Genomic DNA, 13,350 nt, shown 5'->3' on the forward strand with positions numbered 1-13,350 from the left:
CCGGGCGTCGGTCACGAGCGACTGCGGCGAGTAGAAGCCCATCGGCTGGTTGCGCAGCAGCGCCGCGAGGAACGCCGCGGGATAGTGCAGCTTGAGCCACGAGCTGGCATAGACCAGCAGCGCAAAGCTCAACGCGTGGCTCTCGGCGAAGCCGAAGTTGGCGAACGACTGGATCTTGAGGTAGATCGCATCGGCCTCCTCCCCCGTGATGCCGTGGCCGGCCATGCCTTCGTAGAGCTTGAGTCGCAGCGACTCGATACGCTCGATGCCGCGCTTGGAGCCCATCGCCCGGCGCAGCAGGTCGGCCTCGTCGCCGGTGCACCCGCCCAGCTTGATCGCCATCTGCATGAGCTGCTCCTGGAACAGCGGGACGCCGAGCGTACGCTCGAGCACCTCCTTGAGCACAGGGTGGGCGTACGTGACCGGCTCCCGTCCCGTGGCCCGCCGGATGTAGGGATGCACTGCTCCGCCCTGGATCGGGCCGGGCCGGATCAGCGCGATCTCGATCGCGAGGTCGTAGTAGGACCGGGGCTGCAGCCGCGGCAGCGTGCCGATCTGCGCCCGGCTCTCGACCTGGAACACCCCGATCGAGTCGGCCCGGCACAGCATGTCGTAGACCGCGGGCTCCTCCTTGGGCATCGTGGCGAGGTCCCACTCCTCGCCCAGGTGCTCCGCGACGATCCGCATCGTGTGGTCGAGCGCGCCGAGCATGCCGAGGCCGAGCAGGTCGAACTTGACCAGCCCCATCCACTCGCATGCGTCCTTGTCCCACTGCAGGACCGTGCGGTTGTCCATGCGTCCCCGCTCGATCGGGCAGACCTCGCCGATGGGCCGCTCGGTGAGGATCATGCCGCCGGAATGGATGCCGAGGTGCCGGGGCCCGCGGAGCAGCTGCTGGGCCAGGGACACGACCTGCCGGGGCACGTCCGAGGTCTCGTCGGTCGAGATCGCGCTCCACGCATCGATCTGCTTGGACCACGCATCCTGCTGACCGGGCGAATAGCCCAGCGCCTTGGCCGCATCGCGTACGGCCGAACGTGGCCGGTAGCTGATGACGTTGGCGACCTGCGCGGCGTTGTGCCGCCCGTAGGTCTCATAGACCCATTGGATGACCTCCTCACGCCGGTCGGAGTCAAAGTCGACGTCGATGTCGGGCTCCTCCTCGCGCGTCGTGGCGAGGAACCGCTCGAACGGCAGGTTGTAGAAGATCGAGTCGACCGCCGTGATGCCGAGCGCGTAGCAGAGCGCCGAGTTGGCCGAGGAACCCCGGCCCTGGCACAGGATCTTGCGCCGCCTGGCCTCCTTGACGATGTCGCGGACGATCAGGAAGTAGCCCGGGAAGTCCTTCTCCTCGATGACCTTGAGCTCACGGTCGATGCGTTGGCGAGCCTCGTCGGGGTTGTGGGCGTAACGCTCGCGGATGCCCTGCTCGGCCAGCTCCCGCAGGTAGCTCATCGCGGTGTGGCCCTCGGGGATGCCGCGGTGGGGCAGCTTCGGCGTCGCGGCCCGCAGGTCGAAGGCGAGCTCGTCGGCGATCGCGACGGTACGCTCGACAGCGCCCGGGTGGCGACGGAACAGCCGATGCATCTCGGCGCCGGACCGCAGGTGCGCCGCGCCGGTGGCCGGCAGCCAACCGTCCATGTCGGTGAGGCTGCGGCGGGCGCGGACCGCCGACATCGCGGCAGCGAGCTGGCGCGCGGCGGGCTTGGCGAAGTGCACGTTGTTGGTCGCGACCGTCGGCAGGCCGTGCATCGCGGCGAGCTCGGCAAGGGCGTCGTTGGTGACGCTGTCGGCCGGGAAGCCGTGGTCGATCAGCTCGACGACGACGTTGTCGAGGCCGAACAGCGCGGTGAGCCGGTCGAGGGCTCTCGCCGCCTCGTCGAGCCCGCCGGCGGCGAGCCCCTGGCGTACGTGACCCTTGCGGCACCCGGTGAGGATCAGCCAGTGGTCGCGGCCCCGCTCGGCGAGCTGCTCGAGGTCGTAGACGGGCCGGCCCTTCTCGTCGCCGCGGAAGTGCGCGTCGGTCATCGCGGCGGCGAGTCGGTGATAGCCCTCGACCCCGCGCGCGAGCACGAGCAGGTGGCTGCCCTCGGGATCGGCGGTGCCGTTCTGTGGCCTGCTCAGGCCGATCGACAGCTCGGCGCCGAAGATCGTCTTGAGCCCGGCATCTTGATACTTGACCGCCTCCTCGGCGAACCGCGGCGCGCCGTAGAAGCCGTCGTGATCCGTCAGCGCCAGCCCGTGCAGACCCAGGCTGATCGCCTCCTCGACCAGCTCGTCGGGACCACTCGCCCCGTCGAGGAAGCTGAAGTTGCTGTGGCAGTGCAGCTCGGCGTAGGGCACGACGGGACCCTCGGGCCGCCTGAGCACCTTGGGCTCGGTCTTGCGCCGCTTGCGCTTGCTCGTGGGTGCCTCGTCGGCCGGCGAGGGTCGCCCCGACAACCGTCGTTCGAGCTCGCGCCACGAGATGTCCGGGTTGTTCCACCCCATGACCTACTGGACCTTCCTGTCCTCGTAACCATGACCGTGCGCAACGCGGGGATGACATGGGCAGGACGCAAGCTGTCCGGCTCGAATGCGCACGACGTCCAAAGCACAACGAGGGGTGAGGCCACTAATCATATTTGGCCTCGATCCACCAGTGGCCGCCCTCGACGATCATCAGGTATGCGCTGCCGTCGACGCCGACGACCTGGAAGCGGGCGATGCGGCGCGCGGCGACCTCGTCCCACCACTGGTCGTCGACCGGCCACGGCCCGGCCCACGACGCCACGGGCTGCCAGTCCTGGCCCGCTGCGGCACGGAACCGCGCCGGCTCCCCCGTGACCATGCCGCGTCCGGTGACGCCGATGGCCTGCCCTTCGGCGCCGACGACCATCGCCTGCTGCGGCTCGGTGTAGACCGTCGCCGGGGCGGGAGGCGGCAGGCTGCCGGGCCACGGCAGCCCCACCGCCCGGGCCGCCACCGGACGCTCACCCCACGGCGCGAGCAGCTGTCGCTCGGCGGGCCCGCGTCCGCCCTGGACCGAGACCGAGACGACCGCCTCGTGGCCGACGATGCTCTGCACCCGCGCCACCCCGCGCTCGACCCGTTCGTCGGGGCCGCCGCCGAAGAGGCTGTCGGCATGATCGCCCAGCGGCTCGGTGACCTCGGGAATCAGGCGTACGGCGTCGACCGGTGCCTTGATCGCACCCGCGACCTGCAGCTGCCAGCGGACCCGGTCGACCAGGTCGGTCGGTCCGAACCAGCGCGGATGCATCCACCGCCGGGACGTCGCCAGCGAGCCGTCGGTGTCGACCTCGATCAGGACCGTCGTGCACACCAGCCCGTGGCCGGCCAGGTCGGTGACGAACTTCTCGGCGGTCGTGCGCACGCTGAACGCGATCTGCTCGGCCAGGTCGAGCGGCGGCTCCAGCAGCAGGGTCGCCTCGAACTCCGGCGGCACCTGCCGCCTGCTGATCGGCTGGGGGTTGAGGCCACGCGCCATGCGGTGCAGGAGCTCGCCATGTGTGCCGAAGCGGGTGTGCACGTCGGCGGGCGACAACGCGGCGAAGTCGCCCAGGGTCAGCAACCCCATGCGCCTCAGCAGTCCGACGATCGACGCGTCGTCGAGCGCATCGATCGGCAGGTCGCGCAGGAACTGGGCCGATCCGCCGGGTGGGACGACGAGGCTGTCCTGCGCGAGTGCCCGGCGGGCGGCCTGCTCGGCGGCGAAGAGCCCGTCGGCGATGCCCGCGCGTACGTCCCACACCCCCAGGCGTACGAGCCGCTCGGCGATGGTCGCCGCCGCCTCGGCCTCGCCGCCGTAGAACCGGGCCGGCACGTTGATGGCGCAGAGCCCGGGCCGCAGCGGCGCCACGCCGGGGCTGAGCTCCTCGATCGCGGTCAGCACCGCCTCGAAGGCCCGCGCATCGGCATCGGGGTTGTAGTCGTGCAGGACCAGGTCCGGGCACCGCGACTGGGCATCGCGCCGGCGCATGCCCCGGCGTACGCCCTCGGCGCGCGCGGCCTGCGAGCAGGCCAGCACCTGGCCCTTGTGGAGCACCGCCGCGGGCGTCGAGGCCGAGCTGTCGACCGCGACGATCGGCCAGTCCGGCGCCCACAGCACCATGGTCCGGCCGGACACCTAGCTCACGCTCCGCAGCCGGGTGGGTTCGACGTCGACCCGGCGGATGACCTGGGCGCGATCGGGCAGCCACAGCCGTCCCGTGCGGGCCGGACCCGTGCCGCGGCGGACCTCGACCGTGACCCGGCGCGCCTGCAGGTGTCCGTGCCCACGACCCAGGCCGACCCACTCGGCGTCACGCAACGACAGCCGGGCGTCGCAACGCGGCCAGTCGCCGTAGGTGATGAGGACGCTTCCACGTTGGCGCAGCCGGGCGCTGATGCGGCTGACGTCCTTGCCGGATGCCTGCGAGGGCGCAGCCACCACGACGACACCCAGCACGTCGATCAGCGCGGCCGTGACCTCGAGCCAGGCCTCGCCCGGATCGGGCACCAGGATCGTCCGCCGCAGGTCGACTCCGGCGGCCGCGGCGGCCTCGAGCCCGAACTCCGCCGAGCCCACCACACCGCACCAGGCACCATCGGCCGACGGCCCGGCCATGAGGGCCATCGCGAGGCTCGCCGAGTCGACGCCATAGCTCGATCCGGTCTGCAATTGCAGCAGTCCGGCGAAGGCCGGGTGCGTCGCGACGGGTTGTGCGGCCGGGCGGCCCTGCATCTGGTTGACCCGGGCGCGCAGCTCGTCCAGCGTCGGGTCGGGGGCTACGGTCATTCATCCATCTTCGAACATGTGTTCGATGGAGTCAATCCGCCGCAGGGACTACTTCGACACACCGGCGAAGCGCCACTCAGCGACGCGTCTTGGGGATCGCCTTGGCGTACGAGGAACTGGAGAAGTCGGGGTAACCCTGCGTGTGCGCCGTCGACCGTACCGTCAGGGTGCGCCCGAGATCCGCGCGGGTCAGCACGTACGACGTGCCGGTCGCGCCCGTGATCGCCGATCCGTTGCGCAGCCACTGGAACGTCACCGTGTCGGGGTGACCGTTCCACCGGCCCGGCGTGAACGACACCGTGCTACCGACCGTCGTGCCACCCACCAGCACCGGACGCCCGACCGGGGCCGGGATCGCCGTGACGCTGAGGATGCCCGCGCCGCAGACGCTGCGCCCCGATCCGTCGTGCGAGATGCAGGTGTAGTAGCCATCGAGCTCGGGTGGCGTCACCGCGGCCTCCTTCAGCACCTGCACGACCTGGTCGTTCGTGAAGTTGCCCAAGGAGAAGACCAGCCCGGCCACTGCGGAGACCGACGGGGCCGCCATCGACGTCCCGGCCTTCTGACCGTACGTCGACTGGACGGGCCCGGCCGTTCCGGCGTCGACGGTCGACCAGATGCCCTGGCCTTCGCCGGCCTCCCCGCCCTGCGCCATCATCCCGATCGTCGTCCCTGCGTTGGTGTAGCTCGTGGGGCTGCCGTCGACATCGGTCGCCCCCACGGACAGCACACCCGCGCAGTTCGCCGGCGTACGCGTGAGGAACGACGTGCCCTGGTTGCCGGCCGACACGACGACCACCGCGCCGCGGGATCGCGCCTCGTTGACCACGTCCTGGTACGCCTGCGGGCACGTGTTGTCGCTGACCGTGCTGGAGAGCGAGACGTTGATGACGTCGGCCGGCGTGTTGTTGGTGGGCACGCCGGGTACATAGCCTCCCGACGCCCAGCGGATGCCGGCGATGATGTCCGAGATCGAGGCACCGCACTGACCCACGACACGTACGGGCTGAAGTGTCACTCCCGGCGCGATGCCGGAGATGCCGATCCCGTTGTTCCCGATCGCACCGATGATGCCGGCCACGTGCGAGCCGTGCCAGCTGCTGGGATGGGCCGAGCAGTATGTCCCGTTCGAACCGTTGCCCGGATCCGCGGCGTTCGGGTCGCGCCCGTCCCCGTCGTTGGCGTTGCGGTAGTCGGCGATCAGGTCGTAGCCCGGCACCGTCTGGTTCGCCAGGTCCGGGTGCGCCACGATGCCGCCGTCGACCACCGCCACGACGACCGACTTGCTGCCCAGCGTGGCGTCCCAGATCGTCGGCGCGTCGACGCTGTAGTTGGTCGCCGGAGGCGCCGACGACCACAGGTTGGTCTGCTTCGGGAAGTACGGGTCGTTCGGCACCGAGTCGCTCGTGGCGACGAGGTCCGGACTGGGGTGCGACATGCCGGGCAGGGCGTCCAGGGCGGCGCTGTGGGAGCGTACGCTCGACGCCGTCAGCGGCCGGTCGAAGCGCAGCGCCACCCTGGAACCACCCAGCGGCGACTGGCCCACGATCCCACGCCCCACGATTCCGGAGACCCTGCGAACGACGTCATCGGGCACCGCACCGGCGGTCGACACGATGACCCCCGTCGCGTCCTCGGATGGCGGCGAGAACGGAGGCTTCGGCGCCGCCCCGGTGCCGGCCGCCGCGACGGTGGGCACCAGGACGCAGCACGTCACCAGCAAGGAGGAGAGAATCCTGCGCCTCATGCCGCACACCTTCTAGGGCTGTCCCCCGAATTTCAGGCTACGACTCGAATCACGCCTTCGTGGCGAATTCGCGCAATCAGGCCCCCAGCTCGATCGACGCACCGGGAATGGCGTCCAGCAGCTTGCGCGTGTAGTCCTGTCGCGGGTTGTCGAACACCTCCATGACGGGGGCGGCCTCCACGATCTTGCCGTCCTGCATGACCACGACGTTGTCGGCGATCTGCCGGACCACCGCGAGGTCGTGCGTGATGAACAGGTAGCTCAGGCCCAGCTCGGCCTGCAGGTCGTTGAGCAGCTCGAGGATCTGGGCCTGGACCAGCACGTCCAGCGCCGAGACGGCCTCGTCGCAGATCACGACCTCGGGCTCGAGGGCGAGCGCACGCGCGATCGCGACGCGCTGCCGTTGGCCACCCGACAACTCGCCGGGATAGCGCGACATGACGGTGGTCGGCAGCGAGACCTTGTCGAGCAGGTCACGGACCCTGGCCTCGCGCTCCTTCTTGGTGCCCACGTCGTGGGTGCGGAGCGGCTCCTCGATCGACTGGTAGATCGAGTAGAGCGGATCGAGGGAGGCGTACGGGTTCTGGAACACCGGCTGCATCTGGCGGCGCAGCTTGAGCCGCTCCGCCTTGCCCTTGATCTCGCCCACGTTCTTGCCGTCGAAGATGACGTTGCCGGACGACGGCGGCAGGAGGCCGAGCACCATGCGGGCGACCGTCGACTTGCCCGAGCCGGACTCCCCCACGATCGCCGTGGTGGTGCCTCGACGCAGCCGGAAGGACACGTCGTCAACAGCCGCGAAGTCGACCTTCTGCCACGGCTTGGCACCACGCAGCGTGAAGAACTTGGTGAGGTTCTCGACGACGATGATGTCGCTGCGACCCTCGCCGAACTCGGCCTCGCTGTGGGCGATCTCCGAGGCGATCTCCGCCGCGGTCTGCACGGCCTGCTCGCGCACCTCGGCGCGTGCCCGCACCGACGACAGCCGCTGGGACGCCAACGAGGGCGCCTTGGCGACGAGCCGCTTGGTGTAGGGATGCTCAGGAGCCTGCAGGATCGCGCGGGCAGGGCCCGACTCGACGACGCGCCCGCGGTACATCACGACGAGGTGATCCGCCCGCTCGGCCGCGAGGCCGAGGTCGTGCGTGATCAGCATGACCGCGACACCGAGGGTGTCGGTGAGCTGGTCGAGATGGTCGAGGATCTGCTTCTGCACCGTCACGTCGAGTGCCGAGGTCGGCTCGTCGGCGATCAGCAGCTTGGGCCGCGCCGCGAGCCCCATGGCGATCAGGGCACGCTGCCGCATGCCGCCGGAGAACTCGTGGGGATACTGCCGGGCCCGACGCTCGGCGTCGGGCAGGCCAGCCTCCTCGAGCAGCTCGACGACCCGCTTGTCGGCTGCCGCGCCGGTGGCGACACCATTGGCGACGAGGGCCTCCTTGATCTGGGACCCGACCTTCCACAACGGGTTGAGGTTGGACATCGGGTCCTGCGGCACGAGGCCGATGCTGGAACCGCGGAGCGCGAGGATCTTGCTCCGCGACGACTGGCTGATGTCGGCGCCGTCGAATCGGATGTCACCCCCCAGCACCCGTCCGCTGCCGGGCAGCAACCCGATGACCGCATGCGCCAGCGTGGACTTCCCGGAGCCGGACTCACCGACGATCGCGATGGTCTGGCCCGGGTAGATCGTCAGGTTGGCGTGGTCGACCGCGGTGAGGGTCTGCTTGCCCGCCCGGAAGCCGACGCTGAGGTCCTTGACCTCCAGCAGAGGGTGCGTGCCGTTCACTTCTTCCTCGCCTTCGGGTCGAGCGCTTCTCGGACCGCCTCACCCAGCAGGATGAAGCCGAGAACGGTGAGCGCGAGCGCAGCCGCCGGAACATACATGACGTTGAGGTGCTGCCCAGACCGCACCTGCGTCTGCGCGGCCGAGAGGTCATTGCCCCACGACGCAACACTCTGAGGCAAGCCGAGACCCAGGAACGACAGCGAGGTCTCGGCGACGATGAACACGCCGAGCGAGATGGTCGCCGTCACAATGACCGGCGCCAGCGCGTTGGGAACGATGTGCCGCCACAGGTTCTTCATCCTGGACGCGCCGATCGCGGTCGCGGCGTCGACGAACTCCAGGTTCTTGGTCTCGAGCACCGCGCCGCGCATCTGGCGGGTGATCTGTGGCCAGGCGAACAGGGCCAACGCCAACACGACCACGAGGACCGACAACCAGAAACCACGGTCCGGGAACCTGTTGTTGAGCACCGAGACGACCACGATGGAGGCCAGTAGCAGCGGGATCGAGAAGAAGACGTCGCTCGTGCGCGAGATCAGGGTGTCGGCGAAGCGGCCGTAGTATCCGGCGATCGCGCCGGTCACGACGCCAAGGATCGTCGTGAGGATCGTGGTGAAGAAGCCGACCGCGACCGAGGCGCGAGCGCCGTGGACCGTGCGTGACCAGACATCGTAGCCCTGCTGGTTGTAGCCGAACGGGTGCCCACTGGAAGCCGAATCGAAGCTCTTTGACAGCTCTGCCTTGGATGGCGAGACGTCTGTGAACAGCGTGGGGAAGAAGATCATCGCCGCGATCACACCAAGAATCGACAGCGCCAGCCAGAACAGGACTGAGGTCCGCAGCCGCTTCCACGCCTCCTTCCACTGGTTCTCCGGTACTGCGTCAACATCGATGGCGTCGATCTCGCGCAAGGGGGTCTCGTCGACCGGGGCGACGAAGCGCTCCTGGCCCGGGCGCGTGCCCGGCTCTGTCTCATACATAGCGGATCCTCGGATCGAGTACGGCGTAGAGGAGGTCGACCAGCAAGCTCATCAGGACGTAGACCATGACCATGAACGTCACGATCGCCACCACCGTGGCGGTCTCACCCTGCTGGATCGCCTTGTAGGCGGCGTTGCCGATGCCGGGAACGTTGAAGATCGTCTCGGTGATCACGGCACCTGCCATCAACGAGCCGAGGTTGATGCCGATGTAGGTGACGACCGGCACGAGCGAGTTGCGCAGCACGTGGTTGCGCACCACGACCCACTCCGCCAGCCCCTTGGCGCGGGCCGTGCGGACGTGGTCGGCGCTGAGGTTCTCGGCGACCGAGGTGCGGGTCAGCCGGATCGTGTAGGCGAAGTTGGCGATCGCCAGCACGATCGCCGGGAGTATCAAGTCCGGAATCGTCCAGTCGCCGCCCACAGTTGGCGAGGTCCAGCCGAGCTTGACGCCGAACACCAGCTGCATCACGAAGCCGACCACGAAGATCGGGATCGAGATGAGCAGCAGGGAGACCACCAGCGCCGAGGAGTCGAAGATGCCGTTGCGGTTGAGGCCGGCCAGCGTGCCGATCGCGATGCCGAGGATCGCGTCGATGGCCAGTGCCATGACGGCCAACGTCACCGTGACCGGAAACGTCTCCTTGATCAGGTCGAGGACGGGCTGGCCGGAGAAGGTGTTGCCGAAATCAAGGGTGATTGCGCCTTTGACGAAGTAGAACATCTGCGCATACCACGGATCGTCGAGGTGGTACTGCGCCGCGATCGCGTCGCGTACTTCCTGGGAGACCGGCTTGTTGCCGGCGAGGTTGAGCACCGGATCGCCCTGTCTCAGCTGCAGCAGGAGGAAGAGGATGACGACAGCGCCGATAAATACCGGGATGGTCTGCAACAGTCGTTTGCCGACGTACCACCACACGATTGATCTCCTGAAGTTCGTGAAAGCGTGGACCCCACACGGCCCCGCTTCACGGTACTCCGCAAACGCAATGACCGGGGGTGAGGCCGGGGTTGACCGGCCGAAGGACTAGGCGGGACGAACGGAGGCAGCCCGGCGAGGGCCGCCTCCGTCCGTGTCACACCAGCGGGACGACTACTTGGTGAGCTTGTAGTAGTCCGGCTTCTGCTTCCAGTTGAACTCGAACCCCTTGAGGTCCTTTGCCGTCACTGCGGTGGCGTTCTGGTACCACAGCGGGATCGCGGGCAGGTCCTTCAGCAGGATGGACTGCGCCTCACCGATCAGCTTGTAGCGAGCGTCACCGGTCTCGGCGGACGCATCCTGGATCAGCTTGTCGAACTCCTTGTTGCTGTAGTCGCCGTCGTTGGAGCCGGCGCCCGTCGCGTAGATCGGTCCGAGGTAGTTGAGCATCGACGGGTAGTCCGCCTGCCAACCGGTACGGAACGGCGTCTTGATCGTGCGCTCGGTGACCTGCTTGCGCAGCTCGTCGAACGTGGCGTAGACCTTCGGCTCGGCGTCGATGCCCAGCGTGTTCTTGAGCTGGTTGGCCATCGCCTCGCTGAATTCCTTGTTGCCGGCGCCGTCAGCGTTGTAGGCGAGCTGGAACTTGCCCGACCACTTGCTGATCTTGTCAGCCTCGGCCCACTTGGTCTTGGCCTCCTCGGGGTTGAACTCCAGCACCTCGTTGCCGGCCACGTCCTTGGTCCAGCCGTCGAGCACCGGCGACGTGAAGTCCGTCGCAGGCGTACGAGTCTTGTTGAAGATCTTCTCGGTGATCTCGGGTCGGTTGATCGCCATCGAGATCGCCGCACGACGCAGCTCGCCCTCTTCACCGTCGAAGTGCGGGAGGCGCTCCGGGATCGTGAAGGAGGAGAAGTTCGAGCCCGGCTCGTTGTAGGCCGTGACGTCGCCGTCGGTCTCGAACGTCGGCAGCGCGCTCGGCGGAACCTGGTCGAGGACGTCGAGGTTGCCCGACTGCACGTCGGTGTAAGCAGCATCCGTGCCGCCGCCGGCGTAGAACTTGAACACCAGCCCGCCGTTCTTGGCCTTGTGGATGCCCTCGTAGTCCGGGTTGGGCTCGAGCGCGATCTGCTTGTTGCGCTCCCAGCCCGACTTCGTGAGCTTGTAGGGGCCGTTGCCGATCGGGCGCTCGCCGTACTCCTTGGTGATCTTGCCTGCGGAGTCGTATGCCGTCTCCGGGACCGGGAAGTAGGCCGAGTAGCCGAGGCGCAGCGGGAAGTCCGACTCCGACGCCTTCAGCGTGATGGTGAAGGTCTTGTCGTCGACGACCTTCAGACCCGAAAGCTCCTCGGCGCCGCCGACGGTGTTGCCGATGTCGTCGGTGCCCTCGATCGGGTAGAAGAAGTAGTTGTTGAGCTGCTTGTTCGCCGGGTTGGCGCCGTAGTTCCACGCCCTGACGAACGACTCAGCCGTGACGGGCGACCCGTCGGTGAACTTCTGGTCGTCCTTGAGCGTGACGGTCCAGACCTTGCTCTCCGCGTCAGGCTCGATCGACTCGGCGACCTCGTTGGTCACGGAACCGTCGGTGTTGTAGGCCACCAGGCCGGAGAACAGGTTGTCGAGAGGATCGCCACCGCCGACCTCATTCGTGGCGGTCGGGATCAGCGGGTTCTGGGGGTTGGTGCCATAGACCGTGATGACGGCGTCGCTGCTGCCGCCCTTGTCATCGTCGCCGCCACCGCAAGCAGCCAGGGTAAGGCTGACGGCGGCAGTCAACGCCACACCCGCAAGGCGAGTTCGCCGAGTGAGTCGCATGGAATCCTCCTGTGATTATGTGTGCACGCTGGCGCGCGCCCCCTATGACTATCACCGGAACAGGCTCACCGGACAGCGATGTTGGGCTGCTTAATCAAAGTGTTACCAAAAGGTAGGGGGATGCCGCGTCCTCCAAGTCAATAGTTCTGAGGGGTCATCCACCGTGGTTCTCGCGGGTCAGACGGTCGTCCCGCATCTTGAGACTCTCAGGTCCGTGAACGCAGCACGGCGGGCCCGGTCCCATGGTTGGGTCCGGACCCGCCGTGCGGGTGAGCTGGTGGTCAGCCCTTGCGCTTGTTGATCTCCTCGGTGGCCTGGGGCAGGACGGCCTTGAGGTCGCCGACGACGCCGAAGTCGACGAGCTCGAAGATCGGCGCCTCGTCGTCCTTGTTGACCGCGACGATCGTCTTGGACGTCTGCATGCCGGCGCGGTGCTGGATCGCACCGGAGATGCCGTTGGCGACGTAGAGCTGCGGCGACACGGTCTTGCCGGTCTGGCCCACCTGGAACGAGTGCGGGTACCAACCGGAGTCGACCGCCGCACGGGACGCACCGACGGCTGCGCCGAGCGAGTCGGCGAACGCCTCGACCTCGGAGAAGTCGCCACCGGTGCCACGTCCGCCCGACACCACGATCGCGGCCTCGGTCAGCTCGGGGCGACCCGAGGCCTCCTTGGGCTTGGACGAGGTGATCCGCGCGGTCTTGGCGGCATCGGAGATGTCAGCCTTGACCGCCTCGACAGCGCCGGCGGCCGGAGCGGCCTCGGGAGCGGTCGAGTTGGGCTTGACCGTGATGACCGGCGCGCCCTTGGTGACGGATGCCTTCACCGTGAAGTTGCCGGCGAACACCGACTGCGTCGTGGTGATGGAGCCACCGTCGGCCTGGACGTCGACCGCGTCGCTGATCCAGCCGGACTCGGTCTTGAGCGCCACGCGGGCGCTGATCTCCTTGCCCTCGGTGCTGGCGCCGACGAGCACGGCAGCCGGGCTCTTGTCGGTGACGAGCTGCGCGAGCGCCTCGGCCTTGGGGCCGACCAGGAACTCCTCGAAAGCGGCGTCGTCGTAGGTGTAGATCTTCTCCGCGCCGTACTCCTTGAGCGTGTCGGTGTCCGCGGACCCGAACACGACCGCGGACGGCTCGCCGATGCGGCGGGCGATCGTCAGCAGCTCGAGGGAGGGCTTGGTGACCTTGCCGTCGGGTGCGTCGATCAGAACGAGTACTTCAGTCATGTGTCAGTGCCCTTCTCAGACGAACTTCTTGGAGGCGAGGAACTCGACGAGCTTGGCGCCGCCGTCTCCCTCGTCCGTGACGATCTCGCCGGCG

The 13,350-nt window shown here is 68.2% G+C and carries 9 protein-coding genes; all 9 read right to left on the reverse strand.

Features of this window, described 5'->3' with window-relative positions; all coding sequences use genetic code 11:
* Window positions 1–2,490: error-prone DNA polymerase (locus tag V6M46_RS07330; protein WP_332663353.1), on the reverse strand; the 2,490-nt coding region annotated here is incomplete at its 3' end.
* Between the two features lie 124 nt (window positions 2,491–2,614).
* Complete coding sequence (locus V6M46_RS07335) at window positions 2,615–4,126, reverse strand: DNA polymerase Y family protein (protein ID WP_332663354.1); 1,512 nt, start codon at window positions 4,124–4,126, stop codon at window positions 2,615–2,617.
* Window positions 4,127–4,777: a hypothetical protein gene (locus tag V6M46_RS07340; protein ID WP_332663356.1), complete on the reverse strand. Its 651-nt coding sequence runs from the start codon at window positions 4,775–4,777 to the stop codon at window positions 4,127–4,129.
* Between the two features lie 76 nt (window positions 4,778–4,853).
* Window positions 4,854–6,524, reverse strand: coding sequence for a S8 family serine peptidase (locus V6M46_RS07345; RefSeq protein ID WP_332663357.1), 1,671 nt, complete (start codon window positions 6,522–6,524; stop codon window positions 4,854–4,856).
* Window positions 6,525–6,600: 76 nt separating this feature from the next.
* On the reverse strand, window positions 6,601–8,313 hold the full coding sequence (locus V6M46_RS07350) for an ABC transporter ATP-binding protein (protein ID WP_332663359.1): 1,713 nt from the start codon (window positions 8,311–8,313) through the stop codon (window positions 6,601–6,603).
* A complete protein-coding gene (locus V6M46_RS07355) occupies window positions 8,310–9,293 on the reverse strand; it encodes an ABC transporter permease (RefSeq protein ID WP_332663360.1) in 984 nt (327 codons plus the stop codon). Before V6M46_RS07355 ends, V6M46_RS07350 begins: the two co-directional genes overlap by 4 nt.
* Window positions 9,286–10,212: an ABC transporter permease gene (locus V6M46_RS07360; protein ID WP_332663362.1), complete on the reverse strand. Its 927-nt coding sequence runs from the start codon at window positions 10,210–10,212 to the stop codon at window positions 9,286–9,288. The genes V6M46_RS07355 and V6M46_RS07360 overlap by 8 nt, the downstream gene beginning before the upstream one ends.
* A gap of 174 nt (window positions 10,213–10,386) precedes the next feature.
* A complete protein-coding gene (locus tag V6M46_RS07365; RefSeq protein ID WP_332663364.1) occupies window positions 10,387–12,027 on the reverse strand; it encodes a peptide ABC transporter substrate-binding protein in 1,641 nt (546 codons plus the stop codon).
* 281 nt (window positions 12,028–12,308) lie between these two features.
* Window positions 12,309–13,256 carry an electron transfer flavoprotein subunit alpha/FixB family protein gene (locus tag V6M46_RS07370; RefSeq protein ID WP_332663366.1) on the reverse strand — a complete coding sequence of 316 codons (948 nt, stop codon included), beginning with the start codon at window positions 13,254–13,256 and terminating at the stop codon, window positions 12,309–12,311.
* Between the last annotated feature and the right edge of the window lie 94 nt (window positions 13,257–13,350).

This window comes from Aeromicrobium sp. (assembly GCF_036676885.1).
Lineage (GTDB): Bacteria > Actinomycetota > Actinomycetes > Propionibacteriales > Nocardioidaceae > Aeromicrobium.